Origin of the sequence: Sphingosinithalassobacter sp. CS137 (assembly GCF_014334115.1) — a bacterium.
In the GTDB taxonomy this organism is placed as follows: domain Bacteria; phylum Pseudomonadota; class Alphaproteobacteria; order Sphingomonadales; family Sphingomonadaceae; genus Sphingomonas.
In genome coordinates this window covers 838,587-856,911 of the sequence record NZ_CP060494.1, presented here as the reverse complement: position 1 = coordinate 856,911, position 18,325 = coordinate 838,587, and the positions used below count along the sequence as shown (strand labels likewise).

The following is an 18,325-nucleotide window of genomic DNA, read 5'->3' as shown; positions in this document are numbered from 1 at the left end:
GGCGCTCCGCTCCCCGCTGTCTGACGCTCGGTTGAACCGTTCCCGCGCTCAGCTGGCGGGAATCGAATTCTCGTCGGCTATCCCAGCCGTTGCCGAGGCGGAATTGCCGACAGGGCGCGTCTCGCGCTCCGCGCGCGGCGTGTCCTTCGGCATCTGGTCTGGGATGGTGCCTTCGTCCGCAATCCCCGCTTCGAACGAGCGCGAGGAATCGGTGCCGTCCGCCTGATGCGCTTCCGCGCCGTCGGTGCGGCCCGACCGCGTGAGCTTCAGCGTCGCCAGCGTCACCGCAGCACCCACGCCGCCGATCAGGGCCGCCGCCGTCCACGGGCGCATCTGCGCTTCGAGCGCGAGGCTCTGCTTGCGGACATAGATGTCCTGGTTCGATCGCTCGCGGCCGTCGGCGCGCGGCTCGTAGAGATTGTCGGAGGCGCCCGGCTCGGGGAGTGTATCGATCGTCTGGGCGGGTTTGCCGAAGAACTTCTCCATCACTCGGTCCATAGTGCGCGGCATGGCATTGCCCATCTTGGTGAGCACATAGCCCTGTCCGCCGACGGTGAGGTCGCGCTTGCGATGCGCGGCGGCGAAGCAGATCGCTTTCGCCGCGAGCTCGGGATCATAGACGATCGGCGGAATGCGGTCGGGCTTGTCGAGTTTATTGCGGGCGTGTTCGGGATAGGGCGTGTTGATGCCGTTGGGCTTGATGAGCGTGACCGACACGGGAGCCTTGTCGATCTCAAGTTCCATCCGCAGCGCCTCGGTGAAGCCGAGCACGGCGTGCTTCATTGCACTGTACGCGCCCTGGATCGGGACCGAACGCTCCGACAGCACCGAGCCGATGTTGATGAGCGCGCCGCCGCCGCGTTCGGTGAGCCGTCGCGCGGCGTACAGCGAGGCGTTCACCAGCCCGAAATAGCCGACGTCGAAAACCCGGCGCTGCTCGTCGAGCGTGGTGTCCATCAGCTTGGCGTACATCGCGACGGCGGCATCGTTCACCCAGGTATCGAAACCCCCGAACGCTTCCTCGGCGCGGCGCCCGATGCGCTCTGGCGCGTCGGTTTCAGCAATGTCGATCGCGATATGGACGGCCTTGCCGCCGCGCACGGTGATCGAATCGACCGCCTCGCGCAGTGCTTCCTCGTTGCGGGCGACAAGCACGACATTGGCGCCTTCGCGCGCAGCGCGGCGAGCGGTCGCGAGGCCGATCCCGCTGGATGCGCCGGTGATGACGATTGTCTGCTGGTCGAGCGGCTTGAGCGTCGGGGTCATGAGGCTTCTCTCCACGAATTTCGGGTTCGTGAAGGCAACGCACGGCGCCGGCTAGGTTTCCGGTCGCGGCGAGGGCGCCCGTGATCGGAAGGCTAGGAACGGATCAGCGGAAGGGGGGCTCGTTGAACGCGCGCAGCTTGCGCGAATGAAGCTTGGGACCTTCGCGGCGCAGCTCTTCCACGGTCTGGACGCCGATCTTGAGATGCTCGCCGATCGCGCGCTCGTAGAAGCGGTTCGCCTGGCCCGGCAGCTTGATCTCGCCGTGCAGCGGCTTGTCCGACACGCAGAGCAGCGTGCCATAGGGGACGCGGAAGCGGAAGCCCTGGGCCGCGATCGTTGCCGACTCCATGTCGATGCCGACGGCGCGGCTCAGCGAGAAGCGCAGGGCCGAGCGGCTGAACCGCAGTTCCCAGTTGCGATCGTCGGTTGTCACGATCGTCCCGGTGCGCAGGCGCCGCTTCAGCTCCTCGGTCGGCTGGCCCGAAACGGTCTCCGCGGCGCGGGCGAGCGCAAGCTGAACTTCGGCGATCGCCGGAACCGGGATTTCGGGCGGAAGCACGTCGTCGAGCACATGGTCGTCGCGCAGATAGGCGTGGGCGAGCACATAGTCGCCGATCCGCTGGCTGGGGCGCAGGCCCCCGCAGTGGCCGATCATCAGCCAGGCTTCGGGCCGTAGCACGGCGAGATGATCGCAGATCGTCTTCGCATTCGACGGTCCGACGCCGATGTTGACCAGCGTGATGCCGGTCCGCCCCGGGGCCATCAGATGCCAGGCGGGCATCTGGTGGCGGCGCCACGCCGAATCCTCGAGCAGTTTCTCGGGGTTGTCGCCCGCTTCGATGACGATCCCGCCCGGTCCTGAAACCGCGGTATAGCCGCTGTCGGTGCCAAGCTGGCTGCACGACCAGCGCACGAACTCGTCGACATAACGGTGATAGTTGGTGAACAGGATATATTGCTGGACATGCTCCGGCGGCGTGCCGGTGTAGTGGCGCAGGCGCGCGAGCGAGAAATCGGTGCGCAGGCCGTCGAACAGCGCGAGCGGCCGCGCGCCGCCCATGTCGTTCCATAGCCCATCGGCGATCTCGTCGCCGATGTGCGCCAGTTCGGTGGCGGGGAAGTGCCGTGCCAGATCGGTCGCCGAAACCGCGTCCAGGTTCAGCGCCTCGCCGCGATCGAGAACATAGACGAACGGGATTTCCTGACGGCCCGCGGTGACTTCGACTTCGATGTCATAGTCTTCGGAGAGCAGCGTGAGCTGTTCGACCAGATAATCGGCGAACATATCGGGGCGCGTGACGCTGATCCGGTAGTCGCCGGGTTCGACCAGCCTGCCGAACGAGCGCGACGGGGGCGCGACGACGCTGTCGGCACCGCGATAGCGGACCTGAAGCTCGGGATAGGCGAACGACCCATCGGTCCGCGCTCGCGGATCGGGCGCAATTCCTTCCCCGATGTAGCGGTCGAGCGCGGCGCGAAGCCGATCGACCGATGCCTGGTAGAGCCGCTGGAGCTCGGCGACGGTGGCGGCGGCGTCAGTCATGCGCTGCCGCTACCGCTGCGCCGAAAGCCTGGCAAGCCGTGGCGTAGCGTATCGCCACGGCTGCTGCGGGCATCACTTGGCCGTTTTGCTCGATGCTGCGGTCTTGCTCGATGCCGTCGCGCGCTTCTTGGGCGCCGCCGCAGCGCTCTCGTCGCCCTTTTTGCGCAGCTTCGTGGCGCCATAGACCGCTCCGGCCACGGCAGCGGCCGCGCCGGTGGCGATCGCTGCCGCTGCGACCGGCTTTTTCTTCACCGCCTTCACCGTCGCGTCGACTGCGTCCTCGGTGCGCTCGCGTGCCGACTCCATCAGTTCCCCGGCGCGCTCGCCGGTTTTCTTCCTGGCCGGCGTCTTGGTTGCCGGTGCTGGCTCGGGTGGCGTGGTGGCTTTGGTCATCGACAGCTCCCTGCAATGATGCTGATTCCTGAAAAGGATCAACTACGACCCCGTCCGGCGGTTCCGCCGGAGGAGTCGTGCTTCACTGCCGGTCCGTGTCGTTCGGTGCTTCCGCAGCTCAGAGCTGCTCGAGCAGATAGTCGGCCGAACTCACCCGATACTCGCCGGGCGCCTCGACATGGAGCTGCTCGACCACGCCGTCGTTCACGATCATCGCATAGCGCTGGCTCCGCTTGCCGAGGCCGAAGCCCGAGCCATCCATCGTGAGGCCGACTGCCTCGGCGAAGTTGCCGTTGCCGTCGGCGAGCATGGTGATGGCTCCGGCTTCATTGGCCTTGGCCCACGCCTGCATGACAAAGGCGTCGTTGACCGAAGTGCACGCGATCTCGTCGATTTCCTTCGCCTTCAGCGCGTCGGCCTTTTCGACGAAGCTCGGCAGGTGCCGCGCGGAACACGTCGGCGTGAAGGCGCCAGGGACGGCAAACAGCGCCACTCTGCGGCCGCCGAAATACTCTTCGACCGATACCTGCTCGGGGCCAGCTTCGGTGACCTTGACGAGCGTGGTCTGGGGGAGGCGGTCTCCGGTGGCGATCGTCATATCCTGTCTCCTCATGGCGAAGGTGGGTTCCCGCCTCCCATGACAGTATGCGGCACTTTTTCAAGCGCTGGCGGAGCCGGATCAGCACCTCTATGGTTCTGTCTGCATGGAGATATCCCGCTTTCTGACCGGCCAGTTCCTGCTCGCGATGCCCGGGATCGGCGATTCTCGGTTCGAGCGCGCCGTGATCGCGGTCTGCGCGCATGACTCGGATGGCGCGCTCGGCATCGGTATCGGCGAGACGATCGAGGGGCTGGGCCTGCACGACCTTCTCGAGCAGTTTGAGATCGATCCCGGCGCGGCGCCCGACGCGCCCGTCCATTTCGGCGGGCCCGTCGAACCGCGGCGCGGCTTCGTCCTCCATTCCACCGACTGGGGCGGGCAGGACACGATCGACGTGGGCGGCCGCTGGGCACTCTCGGGAACCATCGACGTCCTGCGTGCAATCGCCGAAGGCGCGGGGCCGTCGCAATGGCTGGTGGCGCTCGGCTATGCAGGGTGGACGGAAGGGCAGCTCGACGAGGAACTGACCCGCCATGGCTGGTTCAACACGGATGCGGAGACGTCGCTGCTCTACGAAGTGCCCGCTGCCGAGCGCTGGGCAAAGGGTTATGCCGCGGCCGGCATCGACCCGCGCCTGCTGACGACTAATACCGGCACTGCCTGAAAAAAGGGGCGCTGCCTTCTTCCCGATCAGATATAAAGATATCTTTATATTCGATTTGCAAATCGCGCCGCCAGCCATTAGATGCTCGGTGAACCGCTGGGCCGCGCGCCCGGCAGCCTTTTACATGCCGTCAGGAGAAGTTTGAGTGGCTACCCTCGCCGAGACGCCCGCCAAGGATTCCGTCATCAAGGACATTTCGCTTGCGCCCTGGGGCCGCAAGGAGATCGACATCGCCGAGACCGAAATGCCCGGTCTGATGGCGCTGCGCGAGGAGTTCGGCGCGTCGCAGCCGCTCAAGGGCGCGCGCATCGTCGGCTCGCTCCACATGACGATTCAGACCGCGGTGCTGATCGAGACGCTGACCGCCCTCGGTGCGCAGGTCCGCTGGGCGACCTGCAATATCTTCTCGACGCAGGATCATGCCGCCGCCGCCATCGCCGAGACCGGCGTGCCGGTGTTCGCGGTGAAGGGCGAGAGCATCGCCGACTATTGGGACTATGTCGGCCGCATCTTCGATTGGGGCGACGAAACCTGCAACATGATCCTCGACGACGGCGGCGATGCCACGATGTTCGCGCTGTGGGGCGCGCGCGTCGAAGCGGGCGAGGCGCTGCCCGAGCCCGAGAATGAGGAAGAAGTCGAGATGCAGCGGGCGCTCAAGGCGTTCCTCAAGGCGCGTCCCGGCTACCTCACCGAGACGGTGAAGAACATCAAGGGCGTCAGCGAAGAGACGACCACCGGTGTCCACCGCCTCTATCACCTGTCGAAGGCTGGCAAGCTTCCCTTCCCGGCGATCAACGTCAACGACAGCGTCACCAAGTCGAAGTTCGATAACCTCTACGGCTGCAAGGAATCGCTGGTCGACGCGATCCGCCGCGCCACCGACGTGATGCTCGCCGGCAAGGTGGCGTGCGTCGCGGGCTTCGGCGACGTCGGCAAGGGTTCGGCGGATTCGCTGCGCAACGGCGGTGCCCGTGTGCTCGTGACCGAGATCGATCCGATCTGCGCGCTGCAGGCGGCGATGGAAGGCTATGAGGTCGTGACGATGGAAGACGCGGTGAAGCGCGCCGACATCTTCGTCACCGCCACCGGCAACGCCGACGTGATCACCGCCGATCACATGAAGGCGATGAAGAACATGGCGATCGTCTGCAACATCGGCCACTTCGACAGCGAGATCCAGATTTCGGGCCTCAGCAACTACAAGTGGACCGAGATCAAGCCGCAGGTCGACGAAGTCGAGTTCCCCGAGGGCAACAAGATCATCGTTCTCGCCAAGGGCCGGCTGGTGAACCTGGGCTGCGCCACCGGCCATCCCAGCTTCGTGATGTCGTCGAGCTTCACCAACCAGGTGCTGGCGCAGATCGAGCTGTGGCAGAACACCGACCAGTACAAGAACGACGTCTATGTGCTGCCCAAGCACCTCGACGAGAAGGTGGCGGCGCTGCACCTCGAGAAGCTCGGCGTGAAGCTCACCACGCTTTCCGAGAAGCAGGCGGCGTATATCGGCGTCCCGGTCGAAGGGCCGTACAAGCCGGATCACTATCGCTACTAAGTCCGGAAAACCGGCCGAAAAGGGGCGCGCTTGCGATGGCAGGCGCGCCCCTTCGCGTTTGCGGCGCCGTACCCGCTTCCCGTCCGCGCCAAAGATGGCCTAAGGGTCCGCACATGAAGGGCCGGAGCGGCGCGTCTTGATCGAAGTCACGCAGAGTGCGGCGGCGCTTGCCGGCGCAGTGCTGGCGCTGCTCGTGGTCGTCGCGACCTGGGCGCTATACGCCGGGCTGCGCGCGCGCGGCGAGGCGCGCGATCAGCTCGATCGCGCAACGCGGCTGGAGGCGCTGGTCGCCGGATCGCCCGCACAGGCGATGATCGTGCGTGCCGATGGCCGGCTCGAGCTGTCGCGCAGGCTGGCGGACTGGCTGGGGTTGGCGCATCTGCCGCGCGACCTGAGCGAACTCACGGTCGGCGACAGCGGGCTTCCCGCCGAGCAGGCCGAGGCGCTCGCGCGCGAAGTGGCGGCCGCGCAGAAGGCGGCGCGGCCCTTTCACCTGACGGTCACCGCGCAGGGTTCGGATCGGGCGCTGGTGGTGGTCGGCATGCGTGCGCCCGATGCCGTGCGCGCGCCTGGCGGGGTCGTGCTCTGGTTTCTCGACGCGACCGAGAGCCGCAACGAGATCACGCGGCTGCAGCGCGAGGCGAGCCGGCTGCGGACGGCCTTTGACGCGCTGACTGCGCTGATCGAGGCGGCGCCGATCCCGATGTGGTACCGCGGATCGGACCTGCGGCTGTTGATGGTCAACACGGCCTATGTCCGCGCCGTGGAAGGCCGCGATTCGGAGGATGTGGTCGAACGGGGGCTTGAACTCGTCGAAGGCGCGGGGCTGGGCGGTCCGCTCGCCAACGCCGCGATCGCGCGCGACACGCGCGAGCCGCAGACCGCCGCGATGCCGGCGACGATCGACGGCGCGCGCCGGATGCTGCGCCTGCACGATATTCCGCTGCCGACGGGCGGCGTCGCCGGCTATGCGGTCGATATCGAGGAGCTCGAGCAGGCGCGCGGCGGCATGCGCCGTTTCGCCGAGGCCCAGCGCGCCATGCTCGACCGGCTTTCGGCGGGTGTCGCGCAGTTCGCGCCCGATCGGACGCTCGCCTTCTGCAACCAGCCGTTCCGCCGCATGTTCGCGATGAAGCCCGAATGGCTCGCCGACCGGCCCGAATTCGATCGCGTGCTCGAGCGGATGCGCGAAACCAATCGCCTGCCCGACGTCCGCGACTTCCCGGCGTGGAAGGCCGAGCGGCGCGAATGGTTCACCAGCGCCGATCCGGTCGAGGAAACCTGGTCGATCTCCGGCACGCATCTGCGCGTCGTCGCCCAGCCGCTGCCCGAGGGCGGGCTGCTGCTGATTTTCGAGGATCGCACGCAGCAGTTCGAGTTGCAGCGCGAACATGGCGAAATGCAGCAGGTGCGCACCGCCACGCTGGAAAGCCTCACGGAGGCAGTCGCGGTGTTCGCGAAGGGTCGGTTGCAGCTCTGGAACCGCAAGTTCCGCACCGTCTGGGGATTCGAAGAGGAGTTCCTCGACGGCCATCCCCAGATCCCGACGCTGGTGCGCGACGCCGCACCGCGCCTGGTGCGGCCGGGCAGCGCCGAGATGATCGGCGATCTCATCCGCTCCGCCGCCAAGGACCGTCAGCAGCGTGGCGGCAGCATTGCGATGAAGGACGGCCGCCACTTCGAAGTCTCGGCAGTGCCGCTGCCGGACGGCAACGCGCTATTCACCATGGTGGACACGACCGACCGGCACCGCATCGAGCGCGCGCTGCGCGATCGCAACGAGGCGCTCGAAGCCGCGGATCGAGTGAAGACCGCCTTCGTGGCCAATATGAGCTACGAGCTGCGCACCCCGCTCACTTCGATCAAGGGCTTCGCCGAGATGCTGCACGGCGGCTATGCCGGCGCGCTGAGCGAAAGCGGCGGCGAATATGCCGAGGCGATCCTCGTATCGGTCGAGCGGCTCGGCGCGTTGATCGACGATGTGCTCGACCTGACGCAGAACGAAGGCGCCCCGCTCGAACGGGGCCCGGTCGATCTCGAACTCACCGCCCACGCCGCGGCCGAGGCAATCGCCCCGCTCGCCAAGGCGAAGCAGCTTGATCTGGCAGTCGAGGTGCAGGGTTCGGCCGGAGTCGTCACCGGCGATGCGCGGCGGCTGCGGCAAGTCGTCGAGCATCTGCTGCGCCATGCCATCGCCGGCACGCCCGAAAAGGGGCGGGTGCTGCTCCATGTCGACGGCGGCGAGAAGGCGGCGCGTGTTATCGTGTCCGACGACGGACCCGGGATGCCGCCGGAGGCGGTCGCCAAGGCATTCGATCGTTTCGCCCAGCCCGGCACTTCGCGCAGCGGCGAGCGTGCGCTCGGCCTCGGCCTGCCGCTCGCGAAGCGGTTCGTCGAAGCTCATGGCGGGACGATCGAGCTTGTGTCCGAACCCGGCGAGGGCACCCTGCTGATCGTCGAGCTGCCGCGATGAGGGCACGGGGCGCTCTCGTTTGGACGTCGGCGGGAGGTGCCGGGTGATCCTCGCCGATCTCGCCGCCACGCACGCGCTCGGCGCGCGTCTCGCCGCGGTTGCGCAGCCGGGCGATGTCATTGCGCTTTCGGGCCCGCTTGGTGCAGGCAAGACGAGTATCGCGCGCGGGCTGCTCGCCGCGCTCGGGCTGGAGAGCGAGGCGCCTTCGCCGAGTTTCGCCATTATCCAGCCCTATGACGTGCCCGAAACGCGCTTTCCCGTCCTGCACGTCGATCTCTACCGGATCGAGGATCCGTCGGAGTCTGCCGAGCTGGGGCTCGACGAAGCACGCGCCGATTCGCTTTTGCTGATCGAATGGCCCGAGCGGCTGGGCGCGAACGCCTGGCCCGACGCGTTGCATCTGACGCTGGATGTCGCCGGGGACGGCACCCGCTCCTTGACAGCGCAGGTCCCAGCGGCATGGAGGGCCCGATGGCCGCTGACCTGAATCCTCCCGCCGCTGCTTCCGAATTCCTCGCGCAGGTGGGCTGGGACGACGCCACGATCCTGCCGCTCGCCGGAGACGCCTCGTTCCGCCGCTATTTCCGCGCGGTGGCGCCGGGCCGGACGGCGATCCTCATGGATGCTCCACCCCCGCACGAGGATCCGCGGCCGTTCATCGCGATCGCGCGCTGGCTGCGCGCCCATGGCTTCGCGGCGCCGGAGATCCTGGGCGAAAGCCTCGATCGGGGGCTCGTGCTGCTTCAGGATTTCGGCGACGCGCGCATGCGCGAAACGGTCGATGCCGCGCCGGAGAGCGAGTTGCGGCTCTACGAAGCCGCGGTCGACCTGCTGATCCGCCTCCATGAAGAGGATGCCGCACCGGTACGCCCCTATGACGCGCCGGAATATCATCGCGAAGCAGCGCTTTTCACCGAATGGTATCTTCCGGCCATCGGTATCGAGGGTGATGCCGACAGCTATCGTGCCGCCTGGGAGCAGGCGCTGGCGCCGGTCCTCGATACTGCTCCGGTCACCGTGCTGCGCGATTATCATGCCGAGAACATCATGCTGATCGACGGCAGCGAGACGCTCGGCCTGCTCGATTTCCAGGACGCGCTGGCCGGGCATCCGGCCTATGATCTCGTCTCGCTGCTGCAGGATGCGCGGCGCGACGTGCACCCCTCGCTGGAGATGGCGATGCTCGATCGCTATTGCCGCGTTACCGGCGCGGGTGAAGGGTTTCGGATCGCCTATCATGTGCTCGGCGCGCAGCGGAACGCCAAGATCATCGGCATCTTCACCCGCTTGTGGAAGCGCGACGGCAAGCCGCGCTATCCGGCGCTCTGTCCACGGGTGTGGGGCTATCTCGAGCGCGATCTTGCGCACCCGGCGCTCAAGCCCGTTGCCGACTGGTTCGATGCCAATGTCCCCGCCGACCTGCGGGGCGACCCCATGGAAGTCTCCGCACGATGACCACTGCTCACACGCATTCGCTGCGGCCCGACCCGGGCGTGCCCGTGCCGGAGACTGCCATGGTGCTGGCTGCGGGTCTCGGCAAGCGGATGCGCCCGCTCACTGCGACGCGGCCCAAGCCGCTGATCAGCGTGGCGGGCAAGCCGCTGATCGATCATGTCTTCGATCGGCTGCGCTCGGCCGGAGTCCGCCGCGCCGTGGTCAACGTCCACTATCTCGCCGACGCGCTCGAGGCGCATCTGCGTGCGCGCGTGAAGGACATCGACGTGATCGTTTCGGACGAGCGCGCGCAGCTGCTCGAAACCGGCGGCGGCCTCGTCAAGGCACGCGAGCATCTCGGCGACCGGCCGTTCCTGTGCGTCAACAGCGACAATCTGTGGATCGACGGTCCGACCGACGCGATCCGCACGCTGGCGGCGCAGTGGGACGACGAGCGGATGGACGCGCTGTTGCTCACCGTGCCGCTCGCGCGCGCGAACAATCATCCGGGGCAGGGAGATTTCCACCTCGACGCGCGCGGCCGCATCACCGGCCGGCGCAAGCCGGGGCGGCTGGCGCCGTTCGTGTTCACCGGCGTTCAGATCCTCTCGCCGCGGATCATCGCCGACTGGCCCGAAGGACCCTTCTCGACCAACGTCTTCTGGCAGCGCGCGATCGACGCTGGCCGCGCCTGGAGCGTGGTGCACCAGGGCCTGTGGTTCGATGTCGGCACGCCCCCGGCAGTCGGAAAGACCGAGGCCGTGCTCGCGGAGATGTGAGCGGGGGAGGGTGGAGTCCCACCTCTGTTCTACTGGAACTCCCGAAGGATTCATCTCTCTGTCCAGCAGGATCTGGGGATCGCTTCGCCGGCGCGACGCCACCGCCTGCGGAGACTTGCTCCGTCTGCGGCTCTGCGGTAGCTTTCTAGTACAGGCGTGGCCCGCGCCTCCTCCCTCCCATCGGGGAAGCATCGTACATGCGGGGCGACTGAGGATCATCGGACCCATCTGGCCGAGCGTTCGTATGAGGAGGGATTGCGACGATAGCTCGGAGGAGGTTCCATGATGCTGTTGTCTGCACCGATCCATCAATTGAAGCGTCGAGCCAAGATGCTTGCCCGCGACGCGAAGATCCCGCTGCACGAAGCACAGGATCGCATCGCTCAGGCGGAAGGCTTCCGTAGCTGGAGTCTGCTCTCGTCGCGCATGGCGGCGAACGTAACGCCGGAGTCGCTGCTGCCGGCGCTTGTCGAGGGAGACATGATCCTCCTTGGCGCCCGACCGGGGCACGGCAAGACCATGCTGGGTCTCAAACTCCTGATCGATGCCGCTCGAGAGGGAAGGCGAACCGTTCTCTTCACGCTGGAGTTCACGGAGCGGGAGGCGATGGATCGTATCCGGTCGCTCGGTGGCGTGGAGCATGCTTCCGAAATCGTCACTTCGGAGGAGATCGGAGCCGATTTCATCATCGGACATCTGACGGGCACGCCGAAAGGGACCGTTTGCGTCGTCGATTATCTTCAGATCCTGGATCAGCAGCGGACGAAGCCGGCGCTGGGCGAGCAGCTGGAGCGGCTCGCCCGGTTCGCCCGAGCCGAAGCGGTGATCCTTGCTTTCATTTCACAGATCGATCGATCGTTCGTTGCCGGTCGCAATGGCCCGCCCGGTCTGAAGGACGTTCGCTTTCCGAACGCCGTTTCGACGGCGCTCTTCTCGAAGGCGTGTTTCCTCCACGCGGGAGAGATGCGCCTGCACGCGATCGGTCGGCACTGAGATCTCCGCCGAGCTGCGCTTGGTGCCTCCCGGCGAGGGAACGGCAGCGCGTGGGGCGAGTACCCGTCTACTCCGGGGAAGGGCCGGGGCCGTGCTCGCCGGGCGCGGTCATGGCCTGCATCGAACATGGTTTATCGCCGCTGCGCTTTGACCTAGGCAATGCGGGCACATGTCCGACCGATCCCGCCCCAGCCTCTATACCATTCCGCCGCACCGGGCATTCGCCGACGCGCTTGTCGCGGGTCTGATCCGGCGCTTCGGCGGCGATCCGATGCGGCTCGCGCGCGGGCTGGTGCTGCTGCCCAACAATCGCGCCAGGCGCACCATCTCCGATGCCTTCGTCCGCGCGAGCGGTGAGGGGCTGCTGCTGCCCCGGCTGGTCGCGATCGGCGATCCCGAGCTGGACGAGGCGATCGGCAGTGTCTTCGATCCTGCCGATGATGCCCAGCCGGTGCCTCCCGCAGTGGGGCCGCTCCAGCGCCGGATGATCCTGGCCCGGCTGATCGTCGAGGCGGGCGGCGCCGTCGAGGCAGGCGAGGCAGTGCGGCTGGCGGGCGATCTCGCGCGCACGCTCGATCAGCTGTTGGTCGAGGAAATTCCGCCGCGCCGACTGCGCGAACTGGAGATGGCGCCGGAGCTTTCGGAGCATTGGCAGCGTTCGCTGGCGCTGTTCGATCTGGTGCTCGATCGCTGGCCGGGCGAGCTCGAGAAGCTGGGGCGGATCGATCTCGCCGAGCGGCGGCGGCGGCTGCTCGAGCGCGTCGCCGATCGGTGGAAGGCGCGGCCACCGGAAAGCTTCGTCTGTGCGGCCGGGGTCACTGCCTCGGCCCCCGCCGTGGCGCGGCTGCTGCGCGTGGTCAGCGGACTGCCCGAGGGAATGGTCGTGCTGCCCGGCCTTGCCACCGGCATCGACGATGCCGAATGGGAGATGCTGGGGCCGCACGCGCCCGATCCCGTCACCGGGGCGCGCAAGCGGTCGCTCGAAATGCATCCGCAATATCATCTGAAGTTGCTGCTCGAACGGATGCGCGCGCACCGCGACGACGTGCGCCTCTGGGTCGCCGCCAGCGACCATGACGCCGCCCCGGCGCGCAGCCGCGCGATCGCCTCGGCGATGGCGCCGGCGGAGCGCACCCATCGCTGGACCGACCTTCCGGCGGCCGACCGGCGGCTGGGCGGCGTCCGCGCGCTCGAAGTGGCAACACCGGCCGAAGAGGCGCAGGCGATCGCCCTCGCGCTTCGCGAGGCGCTGGAGACTCCCGGCCGCACGGCCGCGCTGGTCACCCCGGATCGCGCGCTCGCGCGGCGCGTGGCGGCGCATTGCGCGCGTTGGGGGATCGTCGTGGACGACAGCGCCGGACGGCCGCTGTCGATGCTCCCACCTGGCACGCTGCTGCTCGCGCTCGCGGATGCGGCGGCGCAGGGCTTTGCGCCCTTGCCGTTGCTCACGCTGCTCAAGCATCCGCTGGTGCGGCCCGATGACCGGCTCGCATGGCTCGAAGGCGCGCGGCGACTCGATCTCGCGTTGCGCGGGCCGCGGCCGGCGCCGGGTTTGGCGGGCGTCGACCGGCATCTTGCCGAGCAGCAGGGGCGCGACGGCCATGTCCGTCGTGCGGCGCAGCAGTGGTGGCCTGAGCCGCGGGCGCTCCTCGAACCGCTCGAGGAGGCCTTCGCCGCAGGACCACAGCCGCCTGGCGTGCTGCTCGCGGCGCTTCGCGAGGCGGCCGGCAGCCTTGGCGGCGACTCGCTATGGAGCCGCGCCGACGGTCGGGCGGCCGCCGATCTGCTCGACGAACTCGAGCGGCAGGCGGCGCATGGCCCCGCGCTCGTCGATCCCGCCAGTCTCGCGTCGATGCTCCGCACGCTGATGGACGAAACCGCGGTGCGGCCGCCGCAGGGGGGACATCCCCGGCTCTCCATTCTAGGGCTTGTCGAAGCGCAGCTGCAGAGCGCCGATCTGACGATCCTCGGCTGCCTCAACGAAGGTGTCTGGCCCGGCCTTCCCGCGCCGGACCCGTGGCTCGCGCCGCGCATCCGCGCCGAACTCGGCCTGCCGGGGCTCGAACGCCGGATCGGGCTCTCGGCGCATGATTTCGCGGGTGCGCTCGGTGCGCGGCAGGTGCTGCTCACGCGGGCGCGGCGCGACGCAAGCGCGCCTACGATTGCCTCGCGCTTCTGGCTGCGGCTGGAGGCGCTGTCGGGCGGCCTCGACCGTGCCGAGGATCTCGCCCGCTGGACCGCCGCGCTGGACGAGCCCGAAGCGCACCGGCCGACTCCGCGCCCCGAGCCGTGCCCGCCCGTCGAGGCGCGGCCGCGCGCGATTTCCGTCACCGAAGTCGATCGGCTGAAGGCGGACCCCTATGCCTTTTACGCCCGGCGGATGCTGCGGCTGATGCCGCTCGACGCGGTCGATGCCGATCCCAGCGCGGCGTGGCGCGGCACGGCGATACATGCCGTTCTTCAGAAATGGTTTGAAGAGGATGGCTGCGCGCCCGATCGCCTGCGCGACCGTGCCCGGGCGATGCTCGCCGACGCGCGGACGCACCCGATGATGCGCGCGTTGTGGCAGCCGCGGCTGATGGAGGCGGTCGACTGGATCGCCGCCGAGCTGGCGCGCAAGGAAGCCGAAGGGCGCCGCGTGCTCGCTGTCGAGCGTGCCGGCAGTATCGACTTCGCCGGCGTCGAGCTGCGCGGTACCTTCGACCGAGTCGACCGGATGGCCGACGGAAGCCTGGCGATCATCGACTACAAGACCGGCAAGCCTCCTTCCGCCAAGGCGGTGCGGGCGGGCTACAGCCTCCAGCTCGGGCTGCTGGGCCTCATCGCCGAAGCCGGTGGGTTCGAGGGGATCGAGGGCCGCGCGGGCTGTTTCGAATATTGGTCGCTGGGCAAGAACAAGGATGGCTTCGGCTATATCGCCACGCCGGTCGACCCCGAAGGCAAGCGCGACCGGATTCCGACCGCCGAGTTCGTCGGGATCGCCGCGGCGAATTTCCGCGACGCGGTTCAGGCCTGGCTGACCGGCGACGCGCCGTTCACGGCCAAGCTGGTGCCCGAATATGCCCCCTATGCCGATTACGACCAGCTGATGCGCAAGGACGAATGGTATGGGCGCGACTGAACCGCCGGCGGGTCGGCCATGAGCCTTTCGCCGCTCCCCAACCTCAAGGGCAATCAGGCGCAGGCCAGCGATCCCGCGCGCAACGTCTGGCTCTCCGCCTCGGCCGGCACCGGCAAGACGCAGGTGCTCGCCGCGCGCGTGTTCCGCCTGCTGCTGCGCGGAGTGGCGCCCGAGGCGATCCAGTGCCTCACCTTCACCAAGGCGGGCGCGGCGGAAATGGCCGCACGCATCACCGGGCGGCTCGCCCATTGGGTGCGTGCCGACGACCATGATCTGTTCAACGATCTGGAATCGCTTGGCGAGGAGGCGACTCCCGCACTGCGTGCCCGGGCGCGGACGCTGTTCGCGCGGCTCCTCGACGCCCCGGGGGGCGGCATCCGCATCCAGACGATCCACAGCTTCTGCCAGAGCCTGCTCGCCGCCTTTCCCGTCGAGGCGGGGCTCGTTCCCGGCTTTCGCCCGCTCGATCAGCGCGAAGAGGCGGTGCTGGCGCGCGAGGCGCTGGCGGAGATGCTGGTGGCGGCCGAACGCGAGGGCCGCAGCGAGCTGATCGATTCAATCGGTGCGCTCAGCCTGCGGCTCGGCGAAGGACGCGCCGAAGCCTTTCTGCGCGAGTGCGCGCGCGCCGCCGATGCGCTGGCGGCGCTGCCGAGCGGCATCCGCCCGTTCCTGCGCCGCGCGCTCGACTTGCCGATCGGCGACATCGACGCCGAGATCGCGCGCTGCTGCGAGGATGCCGAGTTCGACTGCGCTGCGCTGGATCGCATCGCCGCCGCCAACCGTGCCTGGGGTACGGCGACCGGCAGCGGTCATGTCGAGGTGATCGACCGGTGGATCGCCGCGGCCGCGCCGGATCGGGCGCTGCTGCTGCACGAACTCGTCCTGGTGTTCCACACCGGCAAGGGCGAGCCGCGCAAGCCCCCGAAGAAGCTGCTCGATGCCGATCCCGACTATGCCGAGCTGGCCGAAGAACTTGGTGGCCGCTGCGCCGAGCTGCTCGCGCTGAAGGTCCGTGCCGACTATGCTGATCTGCTGGCCCAGGCGCTGGAGGCCGGGCGCGCCTATGCCGAGACCTATGGGAGGGCGAAACGGCGGGCCGGCGCGGTCGATTTCGACGACCTGATTCGCGCCACGGTCGATCTGCTCAGCCGGCCCGGAATGGGCGACTGGGTGCGCTACAAGCTCGATCAGACCACCGAGCATCTGCTGATCGACGAGGCGCAGGATACCAATGCGCCGCAATGGCGGATCGTCGCCGCCATCGCCGACGAATTCTTTACAGGGCGGGGAACGCGCGAGGCGGGCGTGCGCACCCTGTTCACCGTCGGCGATTACAAGCAGGCGATCTTCGGCTTCCAGGGCACCGATCCGATCTTCTTCCGCGCCGCATTCGAGCGGTTCGCCGAGCGCGCCCGCTCGAGCCCCGACTATGAAGTCGATGCGCCCCGGCTCGAGAATCTGTCGCTCACCCACAGTTTCCGCTCGACCCGGCCGGTGCTCGAATTCGTCGACGCGGCGCTGGACGCGCTCCCGGAGCCCGGGATGGGCAGGCTCAGCGAGGCCGAGCCGCATGCCAGCGAAGTGCCGGGGCCGGGTACCGTGACGCTTTGGCCGCCCACGGTCGAGGGCGGCGCGGAGGCGGACGAGGAGGAATGGGTCGGCGACGCGACTCGCGCGCTTGCCGGCAGGATCGCGCGCCAGATTCGGCAATGGCTCGACGACGGATTGATGCTCGAAAGCAAGGGGCGCCCGATCGAGCCGCAGGACGTGATGGTGCTCGTCAAGCGGCGGGGCGAACTGGCGTCGCTGCTGGTCGCCCGCCTCTATGCCGAAGGCGTGCCGGTGGCCGGAGTCGATCGCCTGCGGCTCAACGCGCCGCTGGCGGTGCAGGATCTGCTCGCCGCGGTCCGCTTCGTGCTCCAGCCCGAGGACGATCTTTCGCTGGCGGCGCTGCTGGTCTCGCCGTTGATCGGCTGGAGTCAGGACGCGCTGATGGAGTCTGCCGTGCGCGAGCGGGGCGGGCTGTGGCGGCATCTGCGCGCGACTCAGCCCCAGGAACGGCTCGCGCCGCTCCACCGGCTGCTCGCCCGCGCCGATCTCGCCACTCCCTATCGCTTTCTCGAGGAAATCCTCTCGGGCGAGATGCAGGGGCGCCGGCGGCTGCTCGAACGGCTCGGCGAGGAAGCACGCGATCCGATCGAGGAACTGCTCAACGCCGCGCTCAACTTCGAAAGCGTCGCCACGCCGTCGCTCCAGCGCTTCCTCGACTGGTTCGATCGCGGGGACGTCGAGATCGTGCGCGACGCGGCGCAGCCGCGCGATTCGGTGCGCGTGATGACGGCGCATGGCGCGAAGGGGCTCCAGGCGCCGGTGGTGATCCTGGCAGACGCGACGGTCGATCCCACGCGCAGCCCGCGCGATTTCCTCGGCTGGTCGCCGGAAGGGCCGCTCGTTCCCGAGGCGTTGCGCGGGCTGAAGCTGCCGGTGTTCCGCCCGCGCGCCGCCGAACGCGGCGGTCCGCTCGACGAGGTCGTGACGGCTGCCGACGCGCGCGAGCTGGAGGAGCATTGGCGCCTGTTCTACGTTGCAGCGACGCGCGCCGAGGAGCGGCTGGTGATCGCCGGCGCGCTGGGGCCGCAGGCGAAGGGCGTCCCGCCGGAGATGAGCTGGTACGCCGCTTCCGCGCGTGCGCTCGATTGTCTGGGCGTGGCGGCCGACGAAGACACGGGCGACCGCGCGTTTCACGGCCTCGTCCCGCAGCAGCCGGTCGCCGTCCGCCGCGGCGTCCCGGCGCAAGCATCCGCGGCGGCGCCCGCACCCGACTGGCTGCGTCGCGCGGCCCCCGCGGAGGCCCGTCCGCCACGCCCGCTGGCACCTTCGGCGCTCGGCGACGATCGCGTCGCCGATCCGCCGCCCTCCGCCGCGATGCGCGCAGCGGCCGAACGCGGACGGCTGCTGCATGCCTTGTTCGAGCGCTTGCCCGGTGTCGCCCCCGCCGATCGCGCCGCGGCGGCGGAGCGCTGGCTGGCGGGGGCGGGCGGCGTGAGCGACGCGGCCGAGCGCGACGAGCTTGCCGCCGCCGCGCTCGCGGTGATCGAGGATGCGCGCTTCGCTGAGCTGTTCGGCGCCGATGCACTTGCCGAGGCGCCGATCGCTGCCGTCGTCGATGGCACGGTCGTTTCCGGCACGGTCGACCGGCTGGTGGTGCTGCCCGATCGCATCCGCGTGATCGACTTCAAGACCGGGCGCCGCGCCCCGGCCAGCCTCGACGCGGTCCCGCCCTATCATCTGCGGCAGATGGCGGCCTATGCGGCCGCGCTGGCGGTCATCTTCCCCGATCGGGCGGTGGAGGCGGCGCTGCTCTACACCGCCGGGCCGGTGCTGCATCTTCTCCCGCCCGAGCTGCTCGCCCGCCACAAGCCCGGATTGGAGCCCGCGGAGCAAAGCTTGGGATCGGGCGCTTGAGCCGAACCGCCGCCGATCCTAGCTAGACACCAACGATA

The 18,325-nt window shown here is 68.7% G+C and carries 13 protein-coding genes; 9 read left to right on the top strand and 4 right to left on the bottom strand.

Going from position 1 to position 18,325, the window contains the following annotated elements; all coding sequences use genetic code 11:
* Positions 1-48 precede the first annotated feature (48 nt).
* From H7V21_RS03940 to H7V21_RS03925, 4 genes are all read right to left on the bottom strand, one after another.
* The gene (locus tag H7V21_RS03940) at positions 49-1,266 is read right to left on the bottom strand and encodes an SDR family oxidoreductase (protein WP_188055491.1); all 1,218 of its coding nucleotides are present in this window, start codon (positions 1,264-1,266) and stop codon (positions 49-51) included.
* Positions 1,267-1,369: 103 nt separating this feature from the next.
* On the bottom strand, positions 1,370-2,809 hold the full coding sequence (locus H7V21_RS03935) for an AMP nucleosidase (RefSeq protein ID WP_188055489.1): 1,440 nt from the start codon (positions 2,807-2,809) through the stop codon (positions 1,370-1,372).
* A gap of 72 nt (positions 2,810-2,881) precedes the next feature.
* A complete protein-coding gene (locus H7V21_RS03930) occupies positions 2,882-3,202 on the bottom strand; it encodes a hypothetical protein (protein ID WP_188055487.1) in 321 nt (106 codons plus the stop codon).
* Between the two features lie 118 nt (positions 3,203-3,320).
* Complete coding sequence (locus tag H7V21_RS03925) at positions 3,321-3,800, bottom strand: peroxiredoxin (protein ID WP_188055485.1); 480 nt, start codon at positions 3,798-3,800, stop codon at positions 3,321-3,323.
* A gap of 106 nt (positions 3,801-3,906) precedes the next feature.
* On the opposite strand from H7V21_RS03925, the gene H7V21_RS03920 reads away from it, so the two are divergent.
* The 9 genes from H7V21_RS03920 (at position 3,907) to addA (ending at position 18,287) form a co-directional block, all read left to right on the top strand.
* On the top strand, positions 3,907-4,467 hold the full coding sequence (locus tag H7V21_RS03920; protein ID WP_188055484.1) for a YqgE/AlgH family protein: 561 nt from the start codon (positions 3,907-3,909) through the stop codon (positions 4,465-4,467).
* 145 nt (positions 4,468-4,612) lie between these two features.
* The gene (ahcY, locus tag H7V21_RS03915) at positions 4,613-6,022 is read left to right on the top strand and encodes an adenosylhomocysteinase (protein WP_188055482.1); all 1,410 of its coding nucleotides are present in this window, start codon (positions 4,613-4,615) and stop codon (positions 6,020-6,022) included.
* Between the two features lie 136 nt (positions 6,023-6,158).
* Positions 6,159-8,495, top strand: coding sequence for a PAS domain-containing sensor histidine kinase (locus tag H7V21_RS03910; RefSeq protein ID WP_188055480.1), 2,337 nt, complete (start codon positions 6,159-6,161; stop codon positions 8,493-8,495).
* 43 nt (positions 8,496-8,538) lie between these two features.
* Positions 8,539-8,982: a tRNA (adenosine(37)-N6)-threonylcarbamoyltransferase complex ATPase subunit type 1 TsaE gene (tsaE, locus tag H7V21_RS03905; RefSeq protein ID WP_188055478.1), complete on the top strand. Its 444-nt coding sequence runs from the start codon at positions 8,539-8,541 to the stop codon at positions 8,980-8,982.
* Positions 8,967-9,950, top strand: coding sequence for an aminoglycoside phosphotransferase family protein (locus H7V21_RS03900; protein ID WP_188055476.1), 984 nt, complete (start codon positions 8,967-8,969; stop codon positions 9,948-9,950). Before tsaE ends, H7V21_RS03900 begins: the two co-directional genes overlap by 16 nt.
* Positions 9,947-10,708 (top strand): nucleotidyltransferase family protein, encoded by a 762-nt coding sequence (locus H7V21_RS03895; protein ID WP_188055474.1) that lies wholly within the window; start codon positions 9,947-9,949, stop codon positions 10,706-10,708. Before H7V21_RS03900 ends, H7V21_RS03895 begins: the two co-directional genes overlap by 4 nt.
* Positions 10,709-10,990: 282 nt before the next feature.
* A complete protein-coding gene (locus H7V21_RS03890; RefSeq protein ID WP_223177042.1) occupies positions 10,991-11,701 on the top strand; it encodes a DNA helicase in 711 nt (236 codons plus the stop codon).
* Positions 11,702-11,870: 169 nt separating this feature from the next.
* Positions 11,871-14,822: a double-strand break repair protein AddB gene (addB, locus tag H7V21_RS03885; RefSeq protein ID WP_188055472.1), complete on the top strand. Its 2,952-nt coding sequence runs from the start codon at positions 11,871-11,873 to the stop codon at positions 14,820-14,822.
* Between the two features lie 18 nt (positions 14,823-14,840).
* Positions 14,841-18,287, top strand: a complete 3,447-nt coding sequence (gene addA, locus H7V21_RS03880; protein WP_188055471.1) for a double-strand break repair helicase AddA — start codon at positions 14,841-14,843, stop codon at positions 18,285-18,287.
* Positions 18,288-18,325 lie beyond the last annotated feature (38 nt).

Bases quoted from the DNA above. Each gene is read 5' to 3' on its own strand.
- H7V21_RS03895 (WP_188055474.1), top strand. From the start codon at position 9,947: ATGACCACTGCTCACACGCATTCGCTGCGGCCCGACCCGGGCGTGCCC.
- H7V21_RS03925 (WP_188055485.1), bottom strand. From the start codon at position 3,800: ATGACGATCGCCACCGGAGACCGCCTCCCCCAGACCACGCTCGTCAAG.
- H7V21_RS03930 (WP_188055487.1), bottom strand. From the start codon at position 3,202: ATGACCAAAGCCACCACGCCACCCGAGCCAGCACCGGCAACCAAGACG.
- H7V21_RS03920 (WP_188055484.1), top strand. From the start codon at position 3,907: ATGGAGATATCCCGCTTTCTGACCGGCCAGTTCCTGCTCGCGATGCCC.
- H7V21_RS03900 (WP_188055476.1), top strand. From the start codon at position 8,967: ATGGCCGCTGACCTGAATCCTCCCGCCGCTGCTTCCGAATTCCTCGCG.
- H7V21_RS03940 (WP_188055491.1), bottom strand. From the start codon at position 1,266: ATGACCCCGACGCTCAAGCCGCTCGACCAGCAGACAATCGTCATCACC.
- addA (WP_188055471.1), top strand. From the start codon at position 14,841: ATGAGCCTTTCGCCGCTCCCCAACCTCAAGGGCAATCAGGCGCAGGCC.
- H7V21_RS03890 (WP_223177042.1), top strand. From the start codon at position 10,991: ATGATGCTGTTGTCTGCACCGATCCATCAATTGAAGCGTCGAGCCAAG.
- H7V21_RS03935 (WP_188055489.1), bottom strand. From the start codon at position 2,809: ATGACTGACGCCGCCGCCACCGTCGCCGAGCTCCAGCGGCTCTACCAG.
- addB (WP_188055472.1), top strand. From the start codon at position 11,871: ATGTCCGACCGATCCCGCCCCAGCCTCTATACCATTCCGCCGCACCGG.